The sequence below is a fragment of the bacterium genome (genome assembly GCA_035945995.1).
In the GTDB taxonomy this organism is placed as follows: domain Bacteria; phylum Sysuimicrobiota; class Sysuimicrobiia; order Sysuimicrobiales; family Segetimicrobiaceae; genus DASSJF01.
Window position 1 is genome coordinate 15,358 of record DASYZR010000056.1, and the last position, 26,062, is coordinate 41,419.

Consider the following 26,062-nt stretch of genomic DNA (forward strand, 5'->3'; position numbering starts at 1 on the left):
CGCGGCGTTGCGTGCGCCGCCGCGGCGTTAACTTGCGGGGACGGGCGGGGAATAGGTGCCGCGCGTCATCTGAGGATGCCGGTGCAGCAGCGACGCCGCCGCGTAGCGGACGGCGCCCCACACGCGGCCGAACAACCCGCTGCGGTCGACCGCGGTCCCGGCCAGCAGCGGCACCGTCTGCATGACGCGGCCGCCACGGCCGACGGTGATCAGGCCGACCTGCTGCCCCTGTCCGATCGGCGCGAACGGACGCACAGTGATCTGCTCCGTCACGTCGAAGTCTCCGCGCGAGCCCCGGGCGATCAGCACCTGCACGGGATGCGCCGGCTGCAGCGGCACGGCGGGGGCGCGCCCGCCGTACACCCGCAGAGATGCCGGCACGATGGTCTGCCAAGGGACCGCGACGACGGTGTAGTGGGCGAAGCCCGCCGCCAGCATGCCTTCGGCGAGCGCGGTCCGCCGGCGAACCGTCGGCGCGCCGAGCACGACTGCGACCAGCCGGAGTTGGCCGTCGCGCGCGGTCGCGACGATGCTGTAGCCGGACTCCGCGGTGTGCCCGGTCTTCAGGCCGTCCACGCGCGGGTCACGAAAGACCAGGTTGTTCCAGTTGGCTTGCCGGATGCCGGCGTACGATTCGTACTGCGGGCTGCTGTAGCGGGTCGCATCCGGAAACTCGAGCAGGAGCTGCCGGGCGAGGAGCGCCATGTCCCAGGCGCTCACGTGCTCCCCGGGCGCGGGCAGCCCGTGGGGGGTGACAAAGTGCGTGTCGTGCATCCCGAGCCGCGCGGCGGTAGCGTTCATGTCGTCGACGAACCGCTCCGCCGATCCCCCGACCGTCTCGGCGAGCGCCTCGGCGGCATCGTTGCCGGATGCCACCATCAGGCCCTCCAGCAGCTGCCCCACCGTCACCGTGTCCCCCACGTTCAGGAACATGCGGCTGCTGCCGGGGACGCGGCCGATGCGCCAGGCGTCCGTGCTCACCGTCACGTTCGTGTCCGGCGTGAGCCGCCCCGCGTGGATTGCCCGCAGCGTCAGATAGAGCGTCATCAACTTGTCGAGACTGGCCGGCGCCCGCTGGACGTGGGGGTGCGTACTCTCCAGCACGTCGCCGCTGCCGACCTCCATGAGCAGCATCGAGGCGGTCTCGACCGGGCCGGCGCGGGAAACCGGGGTGTGGGGCCGCGGCGCCGCCCAGGCGGCGGGCGCGCTCCATGGCTGGAGCGGCAGGAGACCGCAGACCACGAGCATCCACGTACGAAACGTCGTTGCGTGCAGTCGATGCCGCATCACGCCGCCGACACCTGCAGGATCGTCCGCAGGCCCTCCCCTCGCTCCAGGACCTCCACTGCCTCGTTCACCCGCTCGAGGGGAAACGACGCGGTCACGAGCTCGTCGAGCATGAGGTGCCGGCCATAGTACAACCGCAGCAGCCGCGGAATGTCGTCCCGCAGGCGGGAGGATCCGTAGAAACAGCCCTTCAGCGTCTTTTCGTTCAGCACGAGCGCCGGGCCCCCGACCGCCAGCTCTGCCTTCGCCGGCGGGATGCCGACCGCCACCGCGACGCCGCCGCGCGCCGCCGCGTCGACCGCCTGGCGCACCGTCTCGGGCCGGCCGATCACCTCGAAGGTGTAATCGGCGCCGCCGCCCGTCAGGTCGCGGATGGCGGCCACCGCGTCGTCGCGCTTGGCGTTCACGACGTGCGTGGCGCCGAACTGCCGCGCCGCCTCGAGGCGGTGATCGAGAAGGTCCACGCCGATGATCGTCGCGGCGCCGGCAATCCGGGCGCCCTGCACCACGTTGAGCCCGACCCCGCCGAGCCCGATGACCGCGACGCTGGATCCCGGCGCCACGCGCGCGGTGTTGACCACGGCGCCGACGCCCGTCGTCACGGCGCAGCCGAGCAGGGCCGCGACCGACAGCGGGAGATCGCGGTCGATGCGCAGCACGCCGGACGCCGGCACGACCGCCTGCTCCGCCCACGATGAGACACAGGTGAAATGGTTGATTTCCTCGCCGCGCAGCCTGAGGCGAGTCGTACCGTCCGGCATCCGTCCGCGGACGCGGTAGCGCATTTCGCAGAGATGCGGCCGGCCGCTGTCGCAGTACCGGCACGCCCCGCAGGCGGGGGCGAAGAGCAGGACCACGTGATCGCCCGGCCGCACCGAATCGACGCCGGCGCCCACGGACGCCACGATCCCCGACGCCTCGTGGCCGAGCACCACCGGCAGCGGCATCGTCAGGTCGCCCTTGATGTAGTGCAGATCGCTGTGGCACACGCCGGTGGCGACGATGCGGACGAGGACCTCTCCGGGGCGCGGCGGCTCGAGTTCGACGTCCTCGACGACCAGAGGCTTACCGACTTCGTAGAAGACCGCGGCGCGCACCACTCCGGTCCTCCTCTCGAGGAACTGCCACGCGCCTCGCGGACGCCATTCGCGGATGACGCCGGGGGTGGTGACGCGAACGGCGGAGGCTTTCCCTTCGACCGGCGGCGAATCCTCTCCCATGCAGGACAAACGCGCGGCCGCGCCCGCCGCCGATGCGGTGTTCTACGTGTACGTTCCCCTGGTGTGGGGACTCAACTACATCGTAATCAAAGCGGCGCTACCCGCCTTTGACTCGCCGCTGGCCTTCAACGCGCTGCGGTGGGCGCTGGCCGCGGCGCTGCTTCTCGCCTTGGTGCTCGTCCGGCGCGACCGCCTCTGGATCGCGCCGCGCGACCGGCCGCGGATCCTGGCCCTCTCGCTGCTCGGCAACGTGCTCCAGCAGGTCACGTTCGTGGAGGGCATCCGGCTGACCACCGCGGGCCAGGCGGCCCTGTTCATGAGCCTCACCCCGGTAATGGTCGCGGCCGCCAGCGCCGCGCTGCGGCTGGAGCGGGTCGGGCGACGAACCTGGGCGGGGATCGTCTTATCGGTGCTCGGACTTGCGGCGATCCTGCATCCCGGCGCGGCGACCGGGCCGGCGACCGCGCCGTGGGGCGATCTTTTGGTGCTCGCGTCGGCGGCTTGCTGGGCCTACTACACCATCGCCTGCCGGCCGCTCACCGAGCGTTACGCGCCGTCCGTCGTCGCAACCGTGCCGGTACTGGTGGCGGCCGCAGCACTCGCGCTGATCGGGATTCCGGCGCTGCGCCGGCAGTCGTGGACGGCCGTCGGGGCCGCCGCCTGGGCCGGCATCGCCTATTCCGGCGGCCTCCTGATCGCCCTCGGCTACGTCGCCTGGTCGGTCGCGATTCGCCGAATCGGCGCGTCGCGCACCGCGGTGCTCACGAATCTGAATCCCGTGGTGGCGCTGATCGCGGCCTGGCTCCTGCTCGGCGAGCGCCTGGATCCGCTCCAGGCCGCCGGCGCCGTCCTCGTGATCGCGGGCGTCGTGCTCACGCGCGGCTGACCGCCCGGACCGGCCGTGCCGCCGCGGCCCGCCGTTCCCGCTCGAGCAGCGCGCGCTTGCGTTCCAGGCCCCAGCGGTACCCGCCGAGACCGCCGTTCTTCCGGATCACCCGATGGCAGGGAATGAGGAGCGAGACCGGGTTCGCCGCGCACGCCGCGGCGACGGCGCGGACGGCCGCCGGCCGGCCGATCGCCCGCGCCACGTCCTCGTAGGAGCGCGTGGCGCCGAACGGGATTGCACGGAGGGCGTCCCAGACGCGTCCCTGAAACGCGGTGGCCCGCACGTCGAGCGGCAGATCGAGGTGCGGCCGCCGGCCGTCGAGATATGCCAGAATGGCCTGCACGGGAGCCGCGAGGCCGGCATCGTCGCGCGCGAGCCGCGCGGCCGGGTACTCGTCCCGCAGGTTATCGAGCAACCGCGCCTCGGCGTCGCCGAGCGCGACCGCGCAGACGCCGCGGTCTGTCCCGCCGACCAGCAGGCGCCCGAGCGGGGTGGCCGCCGTCGTGTACCGGATCGTGGTGCCGGCGCCCCCGCGGCGGTACGCCGCGGGGGTCATGCCGAGGCGCGACGCCGCCCGCTCGTAGAGCCGGCTGCTCGAGCCGTAGCCCGCGTCATACAACGCGGCCGTCACCGCCGCCCGCGCCCGCAGCCGCGCCTTGACCAGATCGAGCCGGCAGGCGTCCACATACCGCTTCGGTGAGAGCCCGAGAATACGGGTGAACGCGTGGCGGATCTGCCGAGGCGTGCGGCCGAGCGCCGCCGCCAGGGCCGGGAGCCGCAGAGGCTCGTCGAGGTGTGTTTCGATGTACCGGCAGGCGCTCCGCGTCAGACCGACCAGGTCGTCGGTGGCGGCCGGGCCGTCGGGCCGGCACCGCCGGCACGGCCGATACCCGGCCGCCGCCGCTTCGCGAGGGCCGGGGAAAAACTCCACCCGATCGCGCCGCGGCCGCCGCGCCGCGCAGGAAGGCCGGCAGTAGACGCCGGTCGAGCGCACCGCGAACACGAATACCCCGTCGGCCGCGGGATCGCGGGCGAGTACGGCGTGCCACCGCCGGTCGTCGGCGTCCCCCCCGCTCGGGGTCAGGCCGCCGCCACCACCGCTGCCGTTGCTCCGGCCGTTCAGCACCGCGGCCTCCTGTGTCGTCAACATCACATCACCTCCGGCGTCGTCGTCCCGATCCTACGCCGGCGGCCCCGGACGTTCTATCCGATTCTGCGCGCCAAAACCAGTGTACTCCTGCGGCACGGCTGGAGAAGGTCCGCCGCCGCCGCGACGGAACAGCGGGGCCGCGGCGCGCTGCGCCGCGGCCCCAACGGTCCACCAATTCACGCGACGCGCCGGAGGCGTCAGTGCGGGTGCGTCGCGTCCCAGTTGATCGCCAGCGAGATGTCGCCGCGTGCCTGCTGCATCACGGCGATGGCCCGCACGCGGTACCCGCCGTAATCGTGCTGGTCCCGCTGCAGTTGATCGATGAGCCCGTCGAGTGCCGTGCGGACGTGCACGAGATTGCGCGCGCTGCCGATCTCACCCCGCGGCGGCGGCGTCTGCGCCATCGCGGCGCCCGCGGCAACCACCGTCGCCGCCATGCCGGCGGCGCCGGCGAGAAATTCCTTGCGCGTCACGGCTGGATCACCTCCCGATCGTTTTCGCGCTCGAATCCGCCTGCAGGCAGTACTGGCGATAGCGCCGGCTGCGGCCGCTAAGTTCCCTGCGGCGGCGGCATCTCGCGACGGCCTCGAAAGCGTTCGCCGCCTCCGCGTCGAACGAACGGTAGGGACGGGTACACCTGTACGAGGGCTATACGCCTCAACAAGTGGTCTTCCCGGTCCGGTTGGGCTACTACTTGGGCGCCGCGACGTTCGTGGTGACCTCCGCCGCCGGCGGGCTTAGCCCCGGGTTCGCCGCAGGCGAGATCATGATGCATGTCGACTACATCAACATGGCCGGAGCGAACCCCCTCACCGGTCCCAACGACGACCGCTTGGGGCCGCGCTTCCCCGTCATGTTCGATCCGTACGACGGGGCGTTGCGGGCGCTCGCCGCCCGCGTCGCCCGTTCCCGCGACCTAACCCTGCGTGAGGGCACGTACGCGTGGATCGCGGGGCCGGCGTTCGCCAGCCGCGCCGAATTGCGCCTCCTGCGCGGTCTGGGGGCCGATGCGATCGGCATGTCGACCGTGCCGGAAGTCATCGCGCTGCGCCATCTCGGCGCCAGGGTGCTCGGTCTTTCCATTATCAGCGACATGGCCCTTCCCGATCGTCAGCATCACGCCACCGAGCAAGACGTGCGCGAGGTCGCCGCCCGGAGCGGCCCGCAGTTCCGCGGCTTCCTGCGCGGCCTCCTCGCCGCGATGTGAGCAGGCCCGCCTCGGTGCGGCCGGCCGGAGTCGCGTTGCGTCTTGACTTATTCTCATATAGGAATAAAATGTAGACGATGCCACGGGCTGCGACCACCACGGATGTCTTCAACGCGATCGCGGAGTCCCGCCGGCGGGCGATCATCGATGTGCTCGTGGACGGCCGCGCGCACGCCGTGGGAGACGTGGTCGCGAGGCTGCGGATGCCGCAGCCGGCGGTGTCGAAGCACCTCGGCGTCCTGCGCGAGGTCGGGATCGTCTCGGTGAGCCGGCACGGCCGGCGCCGCCTGTACCGCCTCAACGCGGAAGGGTTGAGACCGGTGCACGACTGGGTGAAGACGTATGAACGCTTCTGGACCCATCAGCTCCGGCGGATCAAGGAGCGGGCCGAGCGCACCGTGACGGACCGGTCGGCCCGCAGGCACGGACACCCCAAGGACGAGGAGGCCGGATGATGCCGACGAGCACGCCAGAACAGAATGTTCGCACGCTCGAGGTCAGCCAGGAGGAGACGATCGCGGCGCCGATCGACGTCGTGTTCGAGACGCTGCTGGAACAGCTCGGTCCGCTCAATGAGACGGAGCCGGGGTCACCGCTGCCCATGACACTCGAGCCGTGGCCGGGCGGCCGATGGTACCGCGACTTGGGGAACAACGCGGGCCACCTGTGGGGCCACGTGCAGGTGATCAAGCCCCCCACCCTCCTCGAGATCCACGGGCCGCTGTTCATGTCCTACGCGGCGGTGTCGCACGTGCAGTACAGGCTGACGGCCGAAGGCGGCGCCACGCGCCTCGCGCTCCTCCATCGCGCGATCGGGCAGATTACCCCCGAGCATCACGAGGGTGTGGCGCATGGCTGGGGCTACATTCTCGCGCGGATTCGGGAACGGGCAGAACATCGCGAAGGCGCGCCGCGGTGAAAGCCATCAAGTGACCGCGTAGCTCCCGCGCTCGGCCTCCGTTATCCTTGCATCGACCGCGGCCGCCTCCTTCGAAGAGGACGGCCTTGTCGAGCGGCGCCGGGGCCGTCGAGTCCTTCGAACTGGACCCGTATCTGCCTCAAGAACCCCTCCTTGCCCGCCTTCATCCGCAGGAAAAACGGATTCGTCACGTCCGTTCCGGGATCGTACTTCGCGCTCCAACGCCCCATTTCGAAGATGATCGGCAGCAGATCCAGCGCCTTCTGTGTCGGAGAGTACCGAAACTGCCGCTTGTCGTCCGGATCGTCGGACTTGGTGAGCAGACTCTGCTGCTCGAGCCGGACGAGTCGATCGGCCAGGATATTCGTCGAAATTCCTTCTTCCGAGTTCAAAAATTCCTGATAGCGGGTCTTCCCCCGCACGATCACATCCCGGAGGATCAGCAGGCTCCACCGATCGCCGATGGCTTCCAGCGCCAGCGAAATTGGGCAGTGAGACCGCGGACCTCTCCCCATAGATCCTAGTATGCACAAAAGACTTGCAAAATGCAAGCGCTTGTGTTACCGTCGACACGCTTGCAAAGCGCAAGCGACAGTCCCGGGAGAGGAGCCTACCGATGGCGGACACCGAGCCGGCCAACCTGGACGCAACAAGCGCCACTCCACCACGCGCCACGGAAGTGGCGATGGGCGGCCAACGCGGTACAGGAGATGCGCCCTCCGCCGGTACGGGAAGCCGTCCCCGTCGCCGGGCGCGCTGGTGGCTGCTCGGGATGATCCTGGTGGTAATCGCCGCCGGGGTACGCTACACCGTTCATTACTTCGGCTACGCCGGAACCCATCCCAGCACCGATGATGCGTACGTGCAGGGTGACACCGCGATCATCAGCGCCAAGGTCTTTGGCCGGGTCAGCCGTGTGTTCATACGAGGCTACGAGTTGGTCCACAAGGGTGAGCCGCTCGTCGAGCTCGACCCCGTGGACGCCCGGATCGCGGCACAGCAGGCGCAGGCCGCGCTTGAAGCCGCGCAGACCCGTGTCCACCAAGCGGAAGCGGCCCTCGTTGCGCAGCAGCACGAAGCGAGTGCCGCGTTTGCCCAGGCCCGGGCCGCCCGGGCCGCGGCGGACGCGCACGTCCCGCAGAGTCAGACCGCGGTCACGCTGGAAGACCAGACCGTCCACGACTCGATCTCGATGGCGCAAGCGCAACTCAGCGCCGCCACGGCGCAGGTCACCGCGGCGCGCTCCAATCTCGACAAGGCCCGCAACGATCTCGCGCGGGCACGGGAGCTGTTTTCGGAAGGCGCGATTGCCTCGCAGCAGGTGGACCAGGCCCAGGCCGCGTACGATGCCGCCGCCGCGGCGGAGCACGGCGCTGTCGATGCCGTGAGCCAGGCCCGGGCATCGCTCGCGCAGGCGCAGGCCGCGCAACTCCGGGTCCCGATCCGGCGGCTCGACGTCGCCGCCGCGATCGCGCAGCAAGACCAAGCCACGGCGGGGCTCGAGACCGCACGTGCGGGATTCGACGTGGTGACGCAGCGGGAGGCGGAAGTCGCCACCGCCCGCGCTCAGGTGGCGCAGGCCGAGGCCCAACTCGCCGCGCTGCGTCAGCAGCTGGACTACACAACGATCTTCGCTCCCGACGACGCGCTCGTGGGGAGCGACGTCCCCGTGCAACCCGGCCAGGTCGTCCAGCCCGGTCAGACGCTGCTGACGCTCGTGTTCTCGTCGCGCAAGTGGGTACAGGCCAACTTCAAGGAAACCCAGCTCGGCGGCGTCCGGATCGGTCAACCCGTCACGGTCCGGGTCGATCTCCTGCGCCGGACCTTCCACGGCCACGTCGAGCAGCTCGGGCCGGCCACCGGCGGAGCCCTCTCGGTCCTGCCGGCGCAGAACGCCACCGGAAACTTCACCAAGGTCGTCCAGCGGGTGCCCGTGCGCATCGCCCTCGACGACGCACCCGATGACCTCCAGGTCGGGCTCTCGGTCGAGGCGACGGTCGACACGACACGGCGGCCGGCACTCGCTCGACGTGCCGTCACCGGCGGACGGTGATGGACGCGCTGCCCGCAGGCGCGAGGATGGGAGCCGACCCCGGGAGCGGCCTCTCGGCCGCTCCGAATAAGTGGCTGGTTACCGCGGCGATCTCGCTCGGCACTCTGATGGGGACGATCGACACGTCGATCGTCAATGTCGCGCTGCCCCACGTGCAGGCCACCTTTGGGGTTGCGGTGACCGAAGCCACCTGGATCACCACGGCGTACCTGGTGGCGATTGTGGTGATGTTGCCGCTCACCGGATGGCTCGGCCCCACCGTCGGACGCAAGCGGGTTTACCAGACCGGGCTCCTCGTCTTCATCAGCGCGTCGTTCCTGGCCGGGATCGCACCGTCGCTCCCTGTCCTGATCGCGGCCCGCGTGCTGCAGGGACTTGGCGCGGCGGTCCTCGGGCCGACCGAGCAGGCGATCTTGCGAGAGACGTTCCCGCCGCATCAGCAGGGGCTCGGGGCCGGTCTCTACGGCCTGGTCCTGCTGGTGGGACCGACCATCGGTCCCCTGCTCGGCGGCTTCATCACCGACAGTTACACGTGGCGCTGGATCTTCTTCATCAACCTTCCGGTAGGTCTGCTCGGTTTCGCCATGGTCGCCGCCATCATCCGCGAAGCCCCCCGGCACGAGGGGCCGGTGCGGTTCGACTTTGTGGGAGTCGGGCTCATGGCCGTCGGGCTGTCGAGCCTCGTGGTCGTCCTGGAGCAGGGCAACCGGTGGGAGTGGTTCGACTCCCCGCTCGTCTGGGGACTCGCTCTGACCGCCGGGTCCGGCCTGCTGTTGTTCGTCTTCTGGGAATTGATCGGGACGGAGACGCCCGCCGTCGATCTGCGCATCCTCGGCAACCGTGCGTTTACCGCCATCTGGCTCAGCGTTGGAGCCGTCGGCTTCGGCCTGTTCGGCGGTCTGGTACTCGTCTCGCTGTTCCTGCAGGAGGGCCTGGGCTATACGGCCCTCCAGACGGGCGTCCAGTTTTTCCCCCGCGGTCTTGTGTCGATGGCCGTCTCACCGATCGGAGGGATGATCGCCGGCCTCCTCGGGCCTCGGTTTGTCGTCGGACCCGGGCTCGTGCTCGCCGGGTTATCGATGTCCCTGATGTCCCGCTGGACACTCGACGCGGGACCGGAGCAGGTCCTGCTCCCGATGCTGATCCTCGGATTTGCATTTCCGATGATGATCGTCCCGCTCTTCTCGGCGGGGCTCAACGCCGTCGAACGGCCCAAAGCGATCAAAGCGGCGAGCCTGATGAACCTGATGCTCCAGTTGGGAGGCGCGTTTGGGACCGCCGTGATCGCAACGATGCTGGAGCGCGGCACGACGCTGTTCCACGCACGCCTCGTCGAGCAGGCGCGACCCGACCATCCGGCGTGGGCGGAAGCCACGCGCCAGGTCACCGCATTGATGATACGCGGGGGCAGCAATGCCACAACGGCCCAACAGCAGGCCCTCGCCCTCCTCGACCGCATCATCACCGGGCAGGCCACGGTCCTGTCGTTCGAGCACGCGTTCATGATCATCGCCTTGGTGTTCTTCGGCGCGCTGGTCGCGACGCCGTTTCTCGCGGGAAAGGGCCAGCCGGCACCCGGAGCCGCTGTGGCGGTCGAGCACTAGAGATGCCGACAGGAGCAGAGACAACGGTTGGGGAGGCAGGCCTGATGGAGGACTCGCAAGGTCGTTTCACCCTGACAGCGATCCGCATCCGAAACGCGCGCGACGGCGATCGCGACGCGATTCGGGATGTCACCCTGGCTGCGTATCAGGAGTACGCCGCGGTCGTGCCCGAGCCGTTCTGGATGGCCTACCGGCGCACGATGCTCGAGACGCTTGACGGGAACGGACCGGCCGAGCCGATCGTGGCCGAGCGGCAGGGCACCATCCTCGGCAGCGTCCTCCTCTTTCCGCCCAATGCGAATGCGTACGGTCGCTCCGCCACCGGCGGAGAGGGCCCCGAGGTGCGGCTGCTCGCCGTGCCGCCAGCCGCGCGTGGGCAGGGTGTCGGGACCGCGGTCATGGCGGAATGCGTGCGGCGGGCGCGCCACGCCGGCGCTCGAGCACTCGGCCTGCACACGATGGACTTCATGGAAACCGCCGTGCGCATGTACGCGCGCATGGGCTTCGTGCGCGCGCCCGATCTGGATTTCAGTCCGGTTCAGGGCGTGGTCGTCAAGGGGTATCGCCTGAATCTGACGTCGACGCCCGCCACTCCCACACGACGCGCAGTCCAGGCCGAGCGTAAGGGTCAGCCGCCGCCGCCTCGCGATTGCGTCAGCGCCGGCCGGCGCCGGCCGGCTCGGGCAGCGTCTCGGGAAGGCCCGGCGGCACGGCCTCCGGCGCGGACTCGAGCATCTCGCGCAGAGCCTTCGCGAACGCCGCCGCGGGCGGGGCGAGAAACATCCCCATCAGGCCGAAGAACGCGTTGCCGATCAAGAGGGCCAGCAGGATCGTGGCCGCGTGCAGCTTCAGTTCGTGCCCGATGACGTTGGGCAGCAAGATCTGCGACTCCGCCAGTTGCAGCAGGACGAAGAACACCAGCACGGTCACCGCGGTGCCCGGCGACTGGAGGGCGGCGATGCCGACGATCGGGATCGCGCCGAGCACCGGGCCGATGATCGGGATCGCGCGCGTGAGCCCCGCGACAATGCCGAGCAGCAGCGGGTACCGGACGCCGATGATCGCGAGCCCAACGCCCACGGCCACCCCCGAGACCAGCATCAGGATGAGCTGGGCGCGCACGTAGCCGGCGACGATGCGATCGGCACGCCGGCCGGCCGCCACCACCACCCGCCGCGTGCCGCCGGGGAGAAAGCCCAGCAGCTCGTCACGGAGCACCGGGAGGTCCAGCAGGAAATAAAACGCGAGAATCGGGATCAGCAGCACCTCGAAGCCTTTGGAGATCCAGCGGGCGGTGCTGCGGAGGGCGCCCGTCGCCGCGCCGAGGGCGATCGTCTCGGCCTGGTCGAGCGCCCGGTTCACCGGAGGCACCAGCGGCGCGGGGATGTTTCGCTGCAGCCCGATCTGCATTTGGGTCAGCGCCCCCGCGACCCGGTCCCGGTACTGTTCGAGATTCTGCCCGAACAACCGGGCTTCGGTGGCGACGGGCTGCACGGCCAACCGGGCTGCGAACGCAAGCAGGAGGGCAGCGGCGAGGAATACGGCGAGGACCGCCAGGAGCCGCGGCACCGGCCGTCCCCAGGGCCGCAGTCCGGCGGCGCGGTCGACGAACGGCATCAGCGCGTACGCCAGCATCGCGCCGAGCGCGACCGTCACAAGGACGAAACGCAGCCGGAACAGGAGGTAAGCGGACGCCGCCGCCACGATGAGGGCCATTGTGGCGCGGCCCCAACGATCAAGCGTGCTTATGTGCCGTCCCCCCACGGTGTCCCAATGGGACAAAATGCCGACGCATTATTATACACCTCCGCCTAGAGAACAGGACACCCCGCCTAGTCCGGCGCCACGAGTTCCCGCGCCAGCCGCACCCACCCGCCGGGCGGCCGCCGGGCGGCGGCCTCGGGATGCAGAATCGCGGCCATGATCTCCAGACCGTCGACGATCCGCGGGCCCGACCGGCTGAAGAACGCACTGCCGTCGGTTGCGTAGACGCGGCCGGCGGCGACGGCGGGGAGGCCGCGCCATTCGGGACGGCCGGTCACGGCCGGCAGTTCGGCGACGGTGCGGCCCACGTCAAACCCGCACACCGTGAGCACAACCACGTCCGGCGCCGCCGCGGCGATCGCGTCCCACTCGACGCGATACGACGGCCGCGCGTGCCGCCCGATCATTTCGCGGCCGCCCGCGCGCTCCACGATCTCGGGCATCCAATGGCCGCTGCAAAACGGCGGATCGAGCCACTCCATACAGAAGACGCGCGGCGTTCCCTCCTCGCCCGGCCGGCCGGGCCGGCGGCGCAGGACGGTCTCGACCCCCGCGACGCGGGCTTCGAGCGCCGCGACGACGCGGCGCGCCTCGTCCCCGCGGCCGGCCGCCTCCCCGACCCGCAGCACGTCGGCGAGGATGTCGGCCAGTGTGTGGGGGTGGAGCCGAAGCACGCGAGGCGCCCCGGGCAGACGTGCCGCGATCCCTTCGACGTCGAGGCTCGGCAGCGCGCAGACCTCACATAGATCCTGCGTCACGATGAGATCCGGCCGGGCGGCCGAAAGCGCCTCGACGTCGAGCCGGTAGAGACTCTCTCCGCGGCGCAGAGTACTCTCCACCTCCGCGTCGATGGCCGCGCTGCCGAGGCTGGAATCCACGCGCGGACGCACGACCACCGGCCGGCCGCGGATCGCCGGCGGATAGTCGCACTCATGAGTGACGGCCACGATCTCGTCGGCCAGCCCCAGGGCGCAGACGATCTCGGTGGCGCTCGGTACCAGCGTGGCAATACGCGTCGTAGACACCTCCGCGTCCAGAGCCGAGTTCGCGCCCGGGGGGGCAAAGCCCCGCCGCCGGCGTTACGGAGGCGTTGCAGGGTGGGCGCATAATACAGGCCTTGAATGAACGCGGGGTCCCGTTCCGACAGGTCTGTGCCGCCGCCTGACGGCGTGATTGGCGGCCTTCGGCCGTCCGCGGCCGTCCACGAATTGATGGACGATCCGGCGTGCACCGCGGAGATGCTGCGCCCGAATCTCGAGGAATTGGCCCGCATCAATCGACTCACCGGCTCCGTCCGTCTCGTATGCCGGTACCTCGACAGGCTTCTCCCGCTCTGGCGCGGCCGGCGGTCCCCGGGGGCGCCGCTTCTGGTGCTCGACGTCGCGACCGGGGGCGCGGACATCCCGCGCGCGGTGGCGCGCTGGGCCCGGCGCCGCGACGTCCCGATCCGCATCGTCGCGGTCGAGGGGCATCCGGTGACGGCGGCGCTCGCCGCCGAGGCGTCGGCGGCCTTTCCGCAGATCACCGTCGTCCGGGCCGACGCGCGGGCACTCCCCTTCCCCGACCGGTCCTTCGACGCGTGCCTCTGCTCGATCTCGCTTCACCACCTCGACCCGGGGGAACGCCCCGCGCTCGTGCGGCGCCTCGACGGGCTCGCACGCCTCGGATTCCTGGTGGTCGATCTGGTGCGCTCGCCCGCGGCCTATGCCGGCGTGTGGCTGCTGACGCGCGGTTTTCGGAGCCCCCTGATCCGCACCGACGGACCCCGCTCCGTCCGCCGCGCCTATTCATGGGCGGAATACCGCGCGGTGGCCGCGGCGGCCGGGGTTCCCACCCTTGCCCTGCGGCGGGTGCCGATGTTTCGCGCGGCGCTGGAACGGGTCGGGTGACGTGGTGATCGACGTGCTCGTGGCGGGCGGCGGGCCTGCCGGCAGCGCGACCGCGGCGCTGCTCGCGCAGCGCGGCTGCCGCGTGCTCGTCGTGGACCGCGCCGCGTTTCCCCGGCCGAAGGCCTGCGGCGACTACCTCAACCCGGGGTGCGATGAGATTCTCGACCGCCTGGGCGCCCGCGACGCCGTCGCGCGGGCCGGCGCGCCGATTCGCGGCATGCGCTGCGTCACGCCGGACGGCGCGGTGATCGCGCTGCCCTTCCCGCGCCGCAACGGCTGGACCGTGCCGCGGCGCGACCTCGATCAGATCCTCCTCGAACACGCGGAGCGCGCCGGCGCGGAGATCCTCGACGCGCACCGAATCGTCGCGCTCGACAGGCAGTCTCGCGGCGTGCGGGTGATCCTGGACGGCCGGCGCGGGCGCGACGACCGGCTGGCGCGCCTGGTCGTCGGCGCGGACGGGCTGCGTTCCACGGTCGCGCGCGCCGCGGGGATGGGCGGCGTGGCCCGGCGCGGACGCTACACCGTCGGCGCATATCTGGCCGGCCTCGAGGCCGCCGATCCCGGCGCGCGTCGCTGGGGCGAACTCCATCTCCGGCGCGACGGCTATTGCGGGATCGCCCACCTGCCGAACGGACTCGCAAACGTCACGATCGCGGTCCCGCGCTCCACGATCCGGGCCTGGCGGGGGGATCTCGAGGCAGGGTACTGGTCGTGGCTGCGCCGGTGCCTCGGGCTGCGCGACCGGCTGGACGGCGTGGTGCGCGCGGGCCCCTTCAGCGCGGTGGGCCCGCTCGGGTACCACCGCCGCCTCGCCGGCCGCGGACGGGTGCTGCTGGTCGGGGACGCGGCCGCCCACCTCGATCCCATGACCGGCCAGGGCGTGTACCTCGCCCTCCGGGGCGCCGAACTGTGCGCGGAGGCCGCCGCCGCCGCGCTCGAGGGCACCGGCGCCTCGGCCGTCCGCGGCTACGCGCGCGCGCGGCAGCGCGAATTCGGCCTGGTCTTCGCCGCCTCGCGGCTCGTCCAAAGCCTGGCCTTCCGCCCCTGGATCGTGCGCCGGGCCGCCGGCCGGCTCGGCCGGCATACCGATCTCCGGGCGCGGCTCATCGGCGCGATCGGCAACACCGAGGCCATGAGCACGATCCTCCGGCCGGCCTTTCTCGCACGCCTCTTGGGCGCCGCCTAAGCGTGCACACGGAGACCGCCGTTCGCATTCGCGGCCCCATCGAAGTGATCTTCGGCTACGCGGCCCGGGTCGAGGACTGGCCCCGCCTCTTGCCGCACTATCGCGACGTGCGCGTGCTGGAAGACGAGGGCCGCATCCGGCTCGTCGAGATGAAGGCCCGGCGCGGGTGGATTCCCCTCTCGTGGCGGGCGCGGCAAACGGTGGTCCCGGAAAGACACAGCATCCGCTTCACCCACGTCGGCGGCGTCACCCGGACGATGGAGGTCGAATGGCGCCTCGACCCCGCCGCCGACGGCGAGGTGGCCGTGACGATTCTCCACGACCTGCTTCTGTCGTGGCCGCTGATCGGCCGCGCCGTGGCCGGCTGGATCATCGGCCCGATGTTCGTCGAGCCGACGGCGAGAGCGACCCTGCGGCGGATCAAGCGTCTCGTCGAGACCGAGCACCCGGCGCCGGCTCGGCGTGGATGTTGACGTTGGTGATGTCCGGAAACGCCTGGCGCAGGTTCATCTCCAGCCGCTCGGTGATGTCGTGGACTTCCGTGACCGACCGGCCGGCGGGCACGACGCAATGGACCGTGACGGCCACCCGGTCCTCCACGCGGTGCACGTCCAGCGCGTGACATTCCAGGATCTCCGGGGTCCCGCGCACGATCTCGCGGAGCTTCGCCTCCATGTCGGCCCGCAGCCCGCGCGCCGCGGCGCCGGCGGGGACCGCGCGGCGGAGGGGTTCCATGTGGATGTTGACGTCGCGCACCTCGGGGAGTGCCTGGCGGATGGCCCGCTCCAGCCGCGTCGCCCGGTCGTGGGCGGCCTCCAGCGGCAGGGCGGGGTCGAGTTCCAAATCGAGTTCGACGTTGATCCGCCGCCCGATGCGATAGGCCGTGACGTCGTGAATCTCGAAGTTGTCGGTGTGCGCCACGGCGCGGACCCGCTCGATGACGTCGGCCGCGGCCGGCTCCTGCGGCGCCGCGTCGACGACGAGGTCGGCGGTCGGGTAGAGGCGGCGGACCTCGGACTCGACGTTGCGCTCGAGCACCTTGGCGTGTTCGAGCGGGATGTTGCTCGGCAGCCGCAACCGGAGGTCGACAAAGAGGGTCCCGCCGCTCCGGCGCACCCGAATACGTTCCCGCCCGAGCACGCCGGGCACGCGGGAGACCGCCGCCGCGATCTGTTCCGCCACGCCCGGCGGCGCCGCGTCGAGCAGCGCGCCGACCGTCCGGTTGCCGAGTTTGAACCCGATGTAGAGGCTCACCGCGGCCACGACCAGGGCGGCGACCGAGTCGGCATCGCGCAACCACGGGACGTGGGTGTCGCGGGAGACATAGATGAGCACGAGCCCCAGGATGACGACGCCGCTGCTGTACACGTCCGTGGAAAAGTGCAGGGCGTCGGCCTCGAGGGCCTGGCTGTCGTACCGGCGCGCGGCGCGGAAGAGCGCGCGGGACCGCGCAAAGTCGATCGTCATCGACACGAACAGGACCGCGAACGCCCAGACGGAGGGATCCACGTGGACGCCGCCGACCACGAGCCGGCGGATTGCCTCCCAGGTGATCCAGCCGCTGGTGGCGAGCAGCAGCGCGGTCTGGACAAACGCCGACAGGTTCTCGATTTTCCCGTGCCCGAACGGATGGGAGGGATCGGCCGGGCGGGCGGCCGCCCGCACGGAGACGTACGTGACGAGGGCCGCCAGCAGATCGAGCCCGGAGTGCGCGGACTCCGCCAGCAGGCCGAGGCTGCCGGTCAGAATCGCCACCGTCGCTTTGAGCGCAGTGAGCAGGGCCGCGGCCAGCACGGAGGTTCCCGCGACGGACCGTTTGTCCCATTCCGCAGCCGGCGACAAGGATGCCATGCGTGTCCGCACCATGATGGCGCAGCCCGGGCGCGGGGTCAAGCGCCCGGCCCAACCGCGTGACGATCTCGTGATCTGTTCCCGACCGAGCCGTGACCCGCAAGGCGGATGATGATGGGAGCGGGGTCTGTGACACGGCAGGGAAAATACGCGCGGAGGGGACCCGCGCCGGCGGTACTGGGAGGTCCATCATGAATGACGGGAAGCGCCGGGTGGTCGTGACCGGCATCGGAGCCGTCACGCCGATCGGCTGCGGCGTCCGGGGGCTCTCGGAGGGGGTGCGACGCGAACGCTCCGCGATCGGCCGGATCACGCGATTTGACCCGTCGCCGTTTGGCTGCCGCGTGGCCGGCGAGGTGCCGGAGTTCGATCCGTCGGCGTACGTGGAACCGCGCCGGCTCCGCCGTCTCGACCGCTACTCGCAGTTCGCCGTGGCGTGCGCCCGCATGGCGATCGATGACGCGGGACTGCGGCTCGAAGACGAGGACCGCGACGCGATCGGCTGCTTCGTCGGCTCGGCGCTCGGCGGCGCGGCGTTCGCGGAGGAGCAGCACGCGGTGTTCCTGGCCCAAGGCGCCCGGCGGATCCGGCCGACGCTCGCCCTCTCGGTCTTCTGCGGCGCGGCGTCCTGCAACATCGCGATCGAACACGATCTCCGCGGCCCCAGCAGCGGCAACTCCGACAGCTGCTCGAGCGGCGCGATCGCGATCGGCCAGGCGTTCCGCACGGTCCGGGACGGGTACGCGGACGTGATGCTCGCGGGCGGCGTCGAGGTGCCGCTCACCCCCCTCATCTTCGGCGCGTTCGACATCATCCGGGCGATGACGACGTACAACGAGGAGCCCGAACGCGCGTGCCGGCCGTTCGACCGGACGCGCGACGGCTTCGTGATGGCCGAGGGCGGCGCGGTGCTGGTGCTCGAGGACTTCGAGCACGCCCGCCGCCGGGGGGCGGCGATCTACGGCACGGTGCTCGGCTTCGGCGCCTCCAACGACGCGCACCACATGACGGCCCCCCTGCCCTCCGGGGCGCAGGCGGCCCGGGCGATGCGGCTGGCCCTCGCCGAGGCCCGCGTCGCCGCGGAAGAGGTCGACCACGTCAACGCCCACGGCAGCGGCACCCCGCTCAACGACTCGGCGGAGACACTGGCGATCAAGCAAGTGCTGGGGACGCACGCGTACCGGATTCCGGTGAGCGGCACCAAGGCCATGCACGGCCACGCCCTCGGCGCGACGGGCGCCATCGAGGCGGCCATCTGCCTGCTCAGCCTGCGGGACCGCTACGTCCCGGCGACGCTCAATCTGGAAACGCCGGACGAGGCCTGTGACCTCGACTACGTGCGCGACGGCGGCCGCGAGATGCCGCTGCGGTACGTGCTCAGCAATTCGTTCGGGTTCGGCGGCATCAATGCGTCGCTGGTCTTCGGCGCGGCGTAGCCGCGGCGCGCCGAGGCATTGGTCCACCGCCCGTCGAAGAGTGACGGCGGCAATGGGGGTGAGAACGATGACGTGGCGGATCGGCGGCCTGGTACTCGCGTTGGCCCTGCTCGGCGTGGGCGCGCGTCCCGTCTCCGCCGTCGCGCAGACGGCGTGCCGGCAGATACAGATTGCGACGAGCCGGACGGCGAGCCCGGTCACGGTGACTCCGCTCGATGCGATCGCCTTCCCCGTCCCGTTGACGCCGGCGACGTCGACCGTGGTCCGGCAGGTCCTCATCTGTCCGCCGGGGAGCCCGCTCCTGCCGGCGATCTCACCCGTACCAACCGTGATCGGGACGCCGGTCCTGGGCGCGCCGATCTTCGCGGCGCCGGTGTTTGAGGCGCCGGTCTTCCAGATCCCGGCGGTCGTGGTCGGACCGACCGTTACATCGCCCTCGGCGCCCTCCCCGGCGGCGCCGGCCGTCGTGGGTGCCGCCCCCGTGGACACCGTGCGCGATCTCGCCACCCGAAGCGCGGCGTACGATCGGATGGTCGTCACGGTCACCGGCACCGCGGCGGACGTGGAGCCGACGGTGGACCTGTACGGCACACCCATCACGGCGTTTCGTCTCGAGGCGCAGGGGACCTCGATCGGAGTCCTGGTCTGGGGGCATCCCGCGCTGCGGGCGGGCCAACCGGTCCGCGCGAGCGGATCGTTCTATGCCTCGACGCCGTTTCTCGGTCCGTCGGGGCAACCCTGGCACAACGTACTCCAGGCCGACTTCCTGGAGCGATAAGGGCTCGAGCGCCGCCGGCCTTACCCCCGCGGCCGCTCGTCGACGACCCGGCGGAGCTTGCCGCCCTCGCTCCGCGGCAGGCCGCCCGGCGCCACGAGCGTCAGCCGGGCCTGAATCCCGATCACGCCCCGCAGCCGTTCGAGGATCCGCCGCCGGAGGTCTGTGACCGCCGGTCCGTCGCCGTCGAGCGTTCCGAGGAGTGCGGCCGCGCCCGGCGCGGCTTCCACCCGCACCTCGAGAGAATCCAGCGTATGTTCGCGCGCGACGACGACCTGATAGTGGGGGGACAGCTCGGAAAATTCCACGACCACCGCCTCGATCTGCGACGGGAAGACGTTGATGCCGCGGATGATCAACATGTCGTCGGTGCGGCCGACGACGAGCGACATCCGGACGTGCGTGCGCCCGCAGACGCAGGGCGACGGGTCGAGCGAGGCCAGGTCGCCGGTGCGGTAGCGCACGACCGGCAGGGCCTCTTTGGTCAGCGTCGTGAACACCAACTCGCCAACCTCCCCCGGCGGCACGGGCTCGCCGGTGCGCGGATCGACGGTCTCGACGAGGAACTGGTCTTCGAAGACGTGGGACCCGCGCTGCGCCTCGACGCACTCGTTGCTGACGCCCGGCCCGATGACCTCGCTCAGCCCGTAGATGTTCACGGCCCGGACCGGCACCATGCGCTCGATCTGACGCCGCATCGCTTCGGTCCACGGCTCCGCGCCGAGAACGGCGCACCGCAGCGCGAGCCGCGACGTGTCGACGCCGCGCGCCGCGGCCGCCTCGGCAAGCGTCAGCAGGTACGAGGGCGTGCAGGCGATCACGCGCGGCCGGAAGTCCTGGATCAGCAGCAGCTGCCGCTCGGTGTTGCCGCCTGAGACCGGCACGACGACGAGCCCCATCAGCTCGGCGCCGTAATGCATGCCGAGCCCGCCCGTAAACAACCCGTACCCGTAGGCGTTGTGAAAGACATCGCCGGGGCGGGCGCCGCTCGCGGCCAGACAGCGGGCGCACACCTCCGCCCACAGCGCGAGGTCGGCCCGAGTATACCCGACGACGGTCGGCTTTCCGGTCGTGCCCGAGGACGCGTGGAGACGCACCGTCTGGTCGAGCGGCACGGCGAACAGCCCGAAGGGATAGTGATCGCGGAGGTCGCTTTTGCGCGTAAATGGGAGCCGGCGGAGGTCGTCGAGCGACCGCACCTGCCCGGGTCGGACCGCTGCGCGATCGAAGGCCTCGCGGTAGAACGGCACCCGCGCGTACACCCGTGCGACGAGGTCCGCGAGGCGGGCGCGCTGCAGCGCCGCCAGTTCGGCGCGTGGCATCGTCTCCGCGGCGGGATTCCAGATCATCCGGCTCCCTCCCCCGGCCCGCGGCGTGAGCCGGGACCCCTCGCCCCAAGAATTCGCTGCGCCGACGGGAATCCTTGGGGACCCCGTGTCCGCCGCCGACGCGCGTTCACGACCCTCCGGAAGCCAGCCCCGCGCGCGGGGGCAGTGCCGAGGCGGCCGCGAAGGCGGTGGCGGCTCCGGCGAACGCCGGCAGGAATGCGCTCACCGGGACGTGGCTCAGGTCCCACACCATGCCGCCGAGCAGGGGCAGCAGAAACGAATAGCCGTAGCCGACCGCGAACATGCCGGCGGAGAGCCGATGGACGTCCCGGGACGGGACTGTGAGTGGAGGCAGCGCGAGGGCGAGCACGAGCCCGAGCGCGGCCGAGAACCCGATCAACCCCGCCCCGAGCACGCGAAGGGCCGGCGGGCCGATGAGAAAGACCGCGAGGCTTGCCGCGGCCGACACCGGCACGGCCAGCAGCGGCGCGCGCCGTCCGGTGATGCGCGGTGCGAGGATGAGTGCCAGCAGGGAGGCCGGCAACTGTCCGGCGTTGAGCGCGGCGAGGCATGGTCCGATGAGCCCGGCCTGTCCCACGGTGTGCAGGTAATCCGGGAGAAACGCGTTGGTCCCGAAATACGCGGTGCTGATCCCGCCGAGTAAGAGGCCGAGCCGCCACACGAGCGCGCCGCGCCACTCGGGCCGCCACGGCGCGGTCGGGCCGGCGGCCGCGTCCGGGAGCCGGGACCGAAGCGCCAGCATGAGAACCCCGGTTCCCAGCGGCACGAGGGCCCAGACGGCCAGCGTGGACGGCCAGGCCCCCCGCACGAGCGGCAGCACAAGCGGGAGCGTCAACGCCGCGCTCAGCGTCTCACCGACCAGCAGTCCGTTGACGTAGGCGGCGGTCGCAAGGCCGACGCGGTCGGCGCACCACCGCGCCACGAGCGACGGGACGGCCGGCTGGGTGACGGCCACGCCGACGCCCATCACAAACGTCATCGCGAACAGCATCGCAACCGACGGCCCCGCGCCTCGAAGCCCGGAGGAGATTGCGACGACCATGATTCCGGCGATCGCGGCGCGGCGGGCCCCGGCGCGCGCGATCAGCAGCGAGCCGGGGACCGCCGCGGCGGCCATAAGCAGCACGGGCAGGCTGGTCAGAACGCCCACCCCGGTCTCGCTGAGACGAAGATCGCGGTGGATTAGGGTCAGCACCGGCGGGACCGCGAGGAGCGTCACCCGCATGTCGATGCCGGCGAGCCAGAGCACGGCGAGACGCAGAAGCGTGGCACGGTCCGAGACCGTCCCCGCCGCCGTGCCCCGCGGGGCGGCCGCCGCCGGGCGGCCGTCCGGCGTCAAGACGCGTCGGGCCGCCGCGCCTCGAGGTCCCGCACCACTCGGATCGACGGCGCGGTGGGTCCTACCATGGATCCGAGTAGCGCTCTTCCTTCCAGGGGTCGCCGCGGATATTGTAGCCGTTCTGTTCCCAGAAGCCGGGACGCTCCTCGCGCAGCAGTTCCAACCCGCGCACCCACTTGGCGCTCTTCCAGAAGTACAGGTGCGGCACGACCAGCCGGCACGGGCCGCCGTGCTCGGCCGCAAGCGGGCGGCTGTCGTGGGTGAACGCGAACACGTTGTCGTCCCGCGCGAGGTCGTCGAGCCGGAGGTTCGTCGTGTACCCGCCGTACGAGTGGACCATGACGAACGACGCGCCGGGACGCGGCCGCGCGCGGTCGAGCACCTCCCGCACGGAGACGCCCTCGAAGACGTTGTCGTACCGGGACCAGGCGGTCACGCAGTGGATGTCGCACGGGACGCGGGTGCGCGGGAGGGTGCCGAACTCCTCCCACGTCCAGCGGCGGGGCGTCTCGACGTCGCCTTCAACCGTGAAGACCCAGGTCGCGAGGTCGATGCGCGGAATGCCCCCGTAGTGGAGGACCGGCCACTTCTGGGTCACCGACTGACCAGGCGGCAGTCGCGGAGTGTCCATGCCACGTCCTTCGTCTTGGGCCGCGGCCGCCCCTGGGGAGCCCGCCGGCCGTCGGGAGCGCCTCAGGAACCGGTCGGCTTACGGTTTCGGGTGCTGCACGCCCTCCAGTTGGGTCGGCGCTGCGGGAGCAGGGAGCACCGGGGTTGCGGCGCGCTCGGGCGACGACGGGATGGCATGGCCGGTCGAGGCGAGGGTCTCGGGCAGCAGGAATGCGCCCTGTGCGTGCAGGCCGGCCTGCAACTCGTGGATCATCGCCGGCTGATCGGCGAGCTGCCGGACGGACACCCGCCGCTCGAGCGACAGGACCGCGGCGAGGCCGGCGGCCTGGCCCTCCTCCATGGTCGTCGGCGCCACGCGGCAGGACGCCGCCGCGGCGTAGGTCGCCGAGATGGCCCGGCTGGCCATGATCAGGTTGGCCGTCCCGAACGGCACGAGCGAGCGGAACGGGATCGTGTAGACGAACCGCTTCGGCGCGTACGGGTTCAACTCGCCGGGCTTGTACGGGTGAATGTCGATCGGGTAGCTCGCGACGCCGACGGCGTCCCAGAACACGCGGCTATTGACGATGTCCGAAGCCGTCAGCGTGTACAGTCCGCGGATGTGCCGCGTCTCACGAATGTACAGGTAGTCCGCCGTGCGCACGAGCGTCGCCTTCCCGAACCCCGGCGCGGTCTCGCGCAGGAACGCCACGAGCGAGGGCAGCTCGGCCTTGGCCCGCCGCATGCCGTCGGCGACCGACGCCGGATCGGTGCCGTCGACGTCGAAGACGAGGAGCCCGTTGATCAGGACCGTGTGGTTGTTCTGCAGGCCGAGGTTGAGGTCGTAGACCCCGATGTTCGGCTCGATCGGCTTGTACATCCGCATGATCGGACCGTAGCCCCACACGTTTCCCCGGTACACGCCGCCGCGGCGCATGTGCTGCTCGCGCACACCGGTGACGTACGTCACGACCTGGTGCCAGTTGACTCCGCCCAGCTCGAACACCAGAGTGGCGGACATCATGGCCCGGTCGATGCCGGAGTCTTCCCGCCCTATCGTGAACGGCGCCCCGGCCATCGCCGCGATGTCGCCGTCGTCGGTGGCGTCGATCACGCGTTTGGCGCAGACGGTCACCCGGCCGCGGTGCGGATCCTCGAAGACGACGCCCGTCACCCACGGACCGCGCATCATCACCTCGACGGGCCTGCGGTGCAGCTCGAGCGTGATGAGGGGCTCCTGCCGGACCGCGTCCATGAACACGCGCTTGGCGGCGTCGACGTCGAACGTCATGCCGAGCCGGTTGAAGATCTCCCCGAAGATGCCCTGCGCCAGCTGCTGCCCGCCCAGGCCGAAATCCATGTCGAGCATGTTGAGCATGGGGCCGGTGAGGTCGCCGCCGAGGTACGGCCTCTCCTCGGTCATCAGCACCGGCGTCCCGGTTCGCGCGGCGGCGACGGCGGCTGCGACGCCGGCGGGCGTGCCGCCGACGACGAGCACGGGCGTGCGCGTGTCACAAGACTCCGAGGCGGCGGGGAGAGAGGATGACCCCACCGGGGCGGAAGCAGAGGCCGCCGGCCCGAGCCACAGCGGTAGCCCGGCGCACAGCACCAAGACCGCGGCCGCGACGCTCTGCGGCCTGCGCCGCGGCCGTGCCGGTTTTCCGGTGTTCATGCGTCCCCCCGACGCCACGGCGGGCGGTTCGCCATAGCCACCCCTCACGTTGCCTAGTACGCCATTATAGCAACCGCCGTTCCATTCGCAATACTGCGGCAAACCGATGACGCAGGTTGGGACTGGGTGGGCGACCGGTCCGCTCCCAGTTTACACTACTCGGAACTTACCCCCACATCGGACTTACCGCACCTCAAGGGGCCGGCGGCGCCTCCGACGGGGCGGCTGCCGATGACCGCCTACGCCGGGGGGGACGACGCGGCGGTCCGCGGCGACGGGGGGCGGATGAAAATGCGGCAGAGGATGATGCTGAATTCGTACAGCAGCGCCATCGGAATCGCGACCAGCAGCATCGTCACCGGGCTCCAATCCGGGGTCCCGAAGACGGCGATCGCGGCGATGATCATGTAGGCGATGCGCCACTCCCGCCGGAGGGTCTGCGGACTGACCAGGCCGAGCATCGCGAGCGAGAGGATGACGAGCGGCGTCTCGAACGTCGCGCCGACGATCAGCAGGAAAAATAGGACGTACGAGATGTAGGCGTTCGCGGTAAGCAGCATGTTGAACTGGCCGCGGCCCTGCTGCAGCAGCCAGTGCGTGCTGATCGGCATGACGAAGCGGTACCCGAAGATGATCCCGATCGCGAAGAGGAGGCCGGCGAGCAGCGCGAGCGGCACGGTCCGCCGGCGCTCCCGATCGGTCAGCGCCGGCGCGATGAACGCATAGACCTGGTACATGATCCACGGCATGCTGACCGCGAGCCCGAAGAGGAAGGCCACTTTGACCTTGACGAGAAACGGCTCCAACACGGTCAGGGTCGTCAGCTTCATCCCGCCGGTCGGTCGCAGCAGCAGGGCAAGCAACGGATCCACGAAGACGAAGCCGCCGAGGGTCGCGATGAGGAGGCCGAGAACGGCACGGGTGAGGTGAACCCGGAGCTCCTCCAGATGCTCGACGAGCGTCATGGGCGTGTCGCGCGGGGTGTCGGATCGCTCGTCCATCATCGCACCTAAGTCTTCGCCGCGGGAGCCCGCGCTCATTCGGCGTCCTGCGCGAGCTGGGAGACAGTCACGAGCGCATACCCGCGCCGCCGCAGTTCGGCGATGATGGCCGGCAACGCCCGCACGGTGTTCAGCGTGCCGTTGTGCATGAGGACGACGGCGCCGGGCTCGGCGCGCGCGAGCACCCGCTCGACGAGAATCTTCGCCGGCGGGAGCGCCCAATCGCCGGAGTTTTCGGTCCACATGGCGAGGCCGAGGCCGAGCCGCTGCGATTCCTCCGCGACCGCCGCCGTGTAGTCGCCGCCGGGCGGCCGGAACCAGCGGGCGGGCCGGCCGGCCGCGCGGTCGATCACGGCCGCCGCGCTGGCGATCTCGCTGGCGGCAACGCCCGGGTCCACGGTTGTCATGTTCGGATGATGAAACGTGTGGTCGCCCACCTCGTGCCCGCCCGCCGCCATCTCCGCCAGGAGGTACGGGTACGCGCGCGCGTGCTCCCCGATCACAAAGAACGTGGCGTGCGCGCCGTACCGGCGGAGGACCGCGAGCAGGAGCGGCGTCGCGAGCGGGCTCGGCCCGTCGTCGAACGTCAGCGCGATCTCCCGGCGGCGCGGGTTGCCCCGCCACAACCGCCCGCCGCTCACCGCGCCGAACAGCAGCCCTTCGAGCCGGAGCTTGGTATCGATGATGCGCTGCGTGAGGCTGCCTTGAAACCGGTCGGCCGCCTCATACGTGCGGGCGCCCGGGAGCACGGGGCCCCGCACGCCGGGCGGGAGGTGCGGATCGTGCGCGAGCGGCGGCGCCGGGACGAGGGCGCCCTCCAGCAGCTCGGGGGCGAACCAGACGTCGCCGGCTCCGGCGAGCG

At 71.1% G+C, this 26,062-nt stretch carries 24 protein-coding genes and 1 pseudogene; 11 read left to right on the forward strand and 14 right to left on the reverse strand.

All coding sequences use genetic code 11. The features are described from left to right. Nucleotides 1–27: 27 nt before the first annotated feature. Nucleotides 28–1,287, reverse strand: coding sequence for a D-alanyl-D-alanine carboxypeptidase family protein (locus tag VGZ23_05350; GenBank protein ID HEV2357021.1), 1,260 nt, complete (start codon nucleotides 1,285–1,287; stop codon nucleotides 28–30). Beyond that, nucleotides 1,287–2,387, reverse strand: coding sequence for a Zn-dependent alcohol dehydrogenase (locus tag VGZ23_05355; GenBank protein ID HEV2357022.1), 1,101 nt, complete (start codon nucleotides 2,385–2,387; stop codon nucleotides 1,287–1,289). The genes VGZ23_05350 and VGZ23_05355 overlap by 1 nt, the downstream gene beginning before the upstream one ends. 118 nt (nucleotides 2,388–2,505) lie before the next feature. Between VGZ23_05355 and VGZ23_05360 the strand changes: the two genes are divergently transcribed. Further along, on the forward strand, nucleotides 2,506–3,393 hold the full coding sequence (locus VGZ23_05360) for a DMT family transporter (GenBank protein ID HEV2357023.1): 888 nt from the start codon (nucleotides 2,506–2,508) through the stop codon (nucleotides 3,391–3,393). On the opposite strand, the gene ada is transcribed toward VGZ23_05360, so the two are convergent. Together ada and VGZ23_05370 are read right to left on the reverse strand one after the other, a co-directional pair. After that, on the reverse strand, nucleotides 3,380–4,543 hold the full coding sequence (gene ada / locus VGZ23_05365; protein ID HEV2357024.1) for a bifunctional DNA-binding transcriptional regulator/O6-methylguanine-DNA methyltransferase Ada: 1,164 nt from the start codon (nucleotides 4,541–4,543) through the stop codon (nucleotides 3,380–3,382). The two genes, VGZ23_05360 and ada, sit on opposite strands and share 14 nt — an antisense overlap. Before the next feature lie 197 nt (nucleotides 4,544–4,740). Beyond that, nucleotides 4,741–5,016: a hypothetical protein gene (locus VGZ23_05370; protein HEV2357025.1), complete on the reverse strand. Its 276-nt coding sequence runs from the start codon at nucleotides 5,014–5,016 to the stop codon at nucleotides 4,741–4,743. A 152-nt stretch (nucleotides 5,017–5,168) separates the two neighbouring features. On the opposite strand from VGZ23_05370, the pseudogene VGZ23_05375 reads away from it, so the two are divergent. The 3 genes and pseudogenes from VGZ23_05375 to VGZ23_05385 all read left to right on the forward strand — a co-directional run bounded on the left by VGZ23_05375 (nucleotide 5,169) and on the right by VGZ23_05385 (nucleotide 6,669). Continuing rightward, nucleotides 5,169–5,750 (forward strand): annotated as a pseudogene (locus tag VGZ23_05375) (purine-nucleoside phosphorylase). Between the two features lie 77 nt (nucleotides 5,751–5,827). Beyond that, nucleotides 5,828–6,205 (forward strand): metalloregulator ArsR/SmtB family transcription factor, encoded by a 378-nt coding sequence (locus VGZ23_05380; GenBank protein ID HEV2357026.1) that lies wholly within the window; start codon nucleotides 5,828–5,830, stop codon nucleotides 6,203–6,205. Continuing rightward, the gene (locus VGZ23_05385; GenBank protein HEV2357027.1) at nucleotides 6,202–6,669 is read left to right on the forward strand and encodes an SRPBCC domain-containing protein; all 468 of its coding nucleotides are present in this window, start codon (nucleotides 6,202–6,204) and stop codon (nucleotides 6,667–6,669) included. The genes VGZ23_05380 and VGZ23_05385 overlap by 4 nt, the downstream gene beginning before the upstream one ends. A 41-nt stretch (nucleotides 6,670–6,710) precedes the next feature. Here the strand turns inward: VGZ23_05385 and VGZ23_05390 are convergent, their stop codons facing one another. Then, on the reverse strand, nucleotides 6,711–7,184 hold the full coding sequence (locus VGZ23_05390; protein HEV2357028.1) for a helix-turn-helix domain-containing protein: 474 nt from the start codon (nucleotides 7,182–7,184) through the stop codon (nucleotides 6,711–6,713). A gap of 101 nt (nucleotides 7,185–7,285) precedes the next feature. Between VGZ23_05390 and VGZ23_05395 the strand changes: the two genes are divergently transcribed. Next, nucleotides 7,286–8,722 carry an HlyD family secretion protein gene (locus VGZ23_05395; protein ID HEV2357029.1) on the forward strand — a complete coding sequence of 479 codons (1,437 nt, stop codon included), beginning with the start codon at nucleotides 7,286–7,288 and terminating at the stop codon, nucleotides 8,720–8,722. Further along, entirely contained in the window at nucleotides 8,722–10,326 is a 1,605-nt protein-coding gene (locus tag VGZ23_05400) for a DHA2 family efflux MFS transporter permease subunit (protein HEV2357030.1), read from the forward strand. Before VGZ23_05395 ends, VGZ23_05400 begins: the two co-directional genes overlap by 1 nt. Nucleotides 10,327–10,980: 654 nt before the next feature. Here the strand turns inward: VGZ23_05400 and VGZ23_05405 are convergent. Together VGZ23_05405 and VGZ23_05410 are read right to left on the reverse strand one after the other, a co-directional pair. Beyond that, entirely contained in the window at nucleotides 10,981–12,042 is a 1,062-nt protein-coding gene (locus VGZ23_05405; protein ID HEV2357031.1) for an AI-2E family transporter, read from the reverse strand. A gap of 116 nt (nucleotides 12,043–12,158) precedes the next feature. Next, nucleotides 12,159–13,115 carry a cobalamin-binding protein gene (locus VGZ23_05410; GenBank protein ID HEV2357032.1) on the reverse strand — a complete coding sequence of 319 codons (957 nt, stop codon included), beginning with the start codon at nucleotides 13,113–13,115 and terminating at the stop codon, nucleotides 12,159–12,161. 126 nt (nucleotides 13,116–13,241) lie between these two features. Between VGZ23_05410 and VGZ23_05415 the strand changes: the two genes are divergently transcribed. The 3 genes from VGZ23_05415 to VGZ23_05425 are packed head-to-tail and all read left to right on the forward strand — an operon-like array spanning nucleotide 13,242 to nucleotide 15,641. Continuing rightward, nucleotides 13,242–13,979, forward strand: coding sequence for a methyltransferase domain-containing protein (locus VGZ23_05415; protein ID HEV2357033.1), 738 nt, complete (start codon nucleotides 13,242–13,244; stop codon nucleotides 13,977–13,979). 1 nt (nucleotide 13,980) lies between these two features. Next, complete coding sequence (locus tag VGZ23_05420; protein ID HEV2357034.1) at nucleotides 13,981–15,168, forward strand: NAD(P)/FAD-dependent oxidoreductase; 1,188 nt, start codon at nucleotides 13,981–13,983, stop codon at nucleotides 15,166–15,168. A 2-nt stretch (nucleotides 15,169–15,170) separates the two neighbouring features. Next, nucleotides 15,171–15,641 carry an SRPBCC family protein gene (locus VGZ23_05425; GenBank protein HEV2357035.1) on the forward strand — a complete coding sequence of 157 codons (471 nt, stop codon included), beginning with the start codon at nucleotides 15,171–15,173 and terminating at the stop codon, nucleotides 15,639–15,641. On the opposite strand, the gene VGZ23_05430 is transcribed toward VGZ23_05425, so the two are convergent. Continuing rightward, nucleotides 15,589–17,034 (reverse strand): cation-efflux pump, encoded by a 1,446-nt coding sequence (locus tag VGZ23_05430; GenBank protein ID HEV2357036.1) that lies wholly within the window; start codon nucleotides 17,032–17,034, stop codon nucleotides 15,589–15,591. The genes VGZ23_05425 and VGZ23_05430 overlap by 53 nt on opposite strands. Nucleotides 17,035–17,210: 176 nt before the next feature. Here VGZ23_05430 and fabF point away from each other — a divergent pair, with 176 nt between their 5' ends. Together fabF and VGZ23_05440 are read left to right on the forward strand one after the other, a co-directional pair. Next, entirely contained in the window at nucleotides 17,211–18,455 is a 1,245-nt protein-coding gene (gene fabF / locus VGZ23_05435) for a beta-ketoacyl-ACP synthase II (protein HEV2357037.1), read from the forward strand. A 67-nt stretch (nucleotides 18,456–18,522) separates the two neighbouring features. Continuing rightward, nucleotides 18,523–19,233, forward strand: coding sequence for a hypothetical protein (locus VGZ23_05440; protein HEV2357038.1), 711 nt, complete (start codon nucleotides 18,523–18,525; stop codon nucleotides 19,231–19,233). 20 nt (nucleotides 19,234–19,253) lie between these two features. On the opposite strand, the gene VGZ23_05445 is transcribed toward VGZ23_05440, so the two are convergent. The 6 genes from VGZ23_05445 to VGZ23_05470 form a co-directional block, all read right to left on the reverse strand. Next, a complete protein-coding gene (locus tag VGZ23_05445) occupies nucleotides 19,254–20,579 on the reverse strand; it encodes a phenylacetate--CoA ligase (protein HEV2357039.1) in 1,326 nt (441 codons plus the stop codon). Nucleotides 20,580–20,685: 106 nt separating this feature from the next. Further along, nucleotides 20,686–21,918, reverse strand: a complete 1,233-nt coding sequence (locus VGZ23_05450; protein ID HEV2357040.1) for an MFS transporter — start codon at nucleotides 21,916–21,918, stop codon at nucleotides 20,686–20,688. 61 nt (nucleotides 21,919–21,979) lie between these two features. Further along, nucleotides 21,980–22,549: a sulfite oxidase-like oxidoreductase gene (locus VGZ23_05455; protein ID HEV2357041.1), complete on the reverse strand. Its 570-nt coding sequence runs from the start codon at nucleotides 22,547–22,549 to the stop codon at nucleotides 21,980–21,982. A gap of 78 nt (nucleotides 22,550–22,627) precedes the next feature. Then, nucleotides 22,628–24,199, reverse strand: a complete 1,572-nt coding sequence (locus tag VGZ23_05460) for an FAD-dependent oxidoreductase (protein HEV2357042.1) — start codon at nucleotides 24,197–24,199, stop codon at nucleotides 22,628–22,630. 239 nt (nucleotides 24,200–24,438) lie between these two features. Continuing rightward, the gene (gene tatC, locus VGZ23_05465; protein ID HEV2357043.1) at nucleotides 24,439–25,239 is read right to left on the reverse strand and encodes a twin-arginine translocase subunit TatC; all 801 of its coding nucleotides are present in this window, start codon (nucleotides 25,237–25,239) and stop codon (nucleotides 24,439–24,441) included. After that, on the reverse strand, nucleotides 25,236–26,062 hold an 827-nt coding region (locus VGZ23_05470), incomplete at its 5' end, for a polysaccharide deacetylase family protein (GenBank protein ID HEV2357044.1). The genes tatC and VGZ23_05470, both read right to left, overlap by 4 nt.

Bases quoted from the DNA above. Each gene is read 5' to 3' on its own strand.
- VGZ23_05385 (HEV2357027.1), top strand. From the start codon at position 6,202: ATGATGCCGACGAGCACGCCAGAACAGAATGTTCGCACGCTCGAGGTC.
- VGZ23_05400 (HEV2357030.1), top strand. From the start codon at position 8,722: ATGGACGCGCTGCCCGCAGGCGCGAGGATGGGAGCCGACCCCGGGAGC.
- VGZ23_05455 (HEV2357041.1), bottom strand. From the start codon at position 22,549: ATGGACACTCCGCGACTGCCGCCTGGTCAGTCGGTGACCCAGAAGTGG.
- tatC (HEV2357043.1), bottom strand. From the start codon at position 25,239: ATGAGCGCGGGCTCCCGCGGCGAAGACTTAGGTGCGATGATGGACGAG.
- VGZ23_05405 (HEV2357031.1), bottom strand. From the start codon at position 12,042: ATGGCCCTCATCGTGGCGGCGGCGTCCGCTTACCTCCTGTTCCGGCTG.
- VGZ23_05390 (HEV2357028.1), bottom strand. From the start codon at position 7,184: ATGGGGAGAGGTCCGCGGTCTCACTGCCCAATTTCGCTGGCGCTGGAA.
- ada (HEV2357024.1), bottom strand. From the start codon at position 4,543: ATGTTGACGACACAGGAGGCCGCGGTGCTGAACGGCCGGAGCAACGGC.
- VGZ23_05360 (HEV2357023.1), top strand. From the start codon at position 2,506: ATGCAGGACAAACGCGCGGCCGCGCCCGCCGCCGATGCGGTGTTCTAC.
- VGZ23_05460 (HEV2357042.1), bottom strand. From the start codon at position 24,199: ATGAACACCGGAAAACCGGCACGGCCGCGGCGCAGGCCGCAGAGCGTC.
- VGZ23_05350 (HEV2357021.1), bottom strand. From the start codon at position 1,287: ATGCGGCATCGACTGCACGCAACGACGTTTCGTACGTGGATGCTCGTG.
- VGZ23_05440 (HEV2357038.1), top strand. From the start codon at position 18,523: ATGACGTGGCGGATCGGCGGCCTGGTACTCGCGTTGGCCCTGCTCGGC.
- VGZ23_05380 (HEV2357026.1), top strand. From the start codon at position 5,828: ATGCCACGGGCTGCGACCACCACGGATGTCTTCAACGCGATCGCGGAG.
- VGZ23_05430 (HEV2357036.1), bottom strand. From the start codon at position 17,034: ATGGTGCGGACACGCATGGCATCCTTGTCGCCGGCTGCGGAATGGGAC.
- VGZ23_05395 (HEV2357029.1), top strand. From the start codon at position 7,286: ATGGCGGACACCGAGCCGGCCAACCTGGACGCAACAAGCGCCACTCCA.
- VGZ23_05445 (HEV2357039.1), bottom strand. From the start codon at position 20,579: ATGATCTGGAATCCCGCCGCGGAGACGATGCCACGCGCCGAACTGGCG.
- fabF (HEV2357037.1), top strand. From the start codon at position 17,211: ATGAATGACGGGAAGCGCCGGGTGGTCGTGACCGGCATCGGAGCCGTC.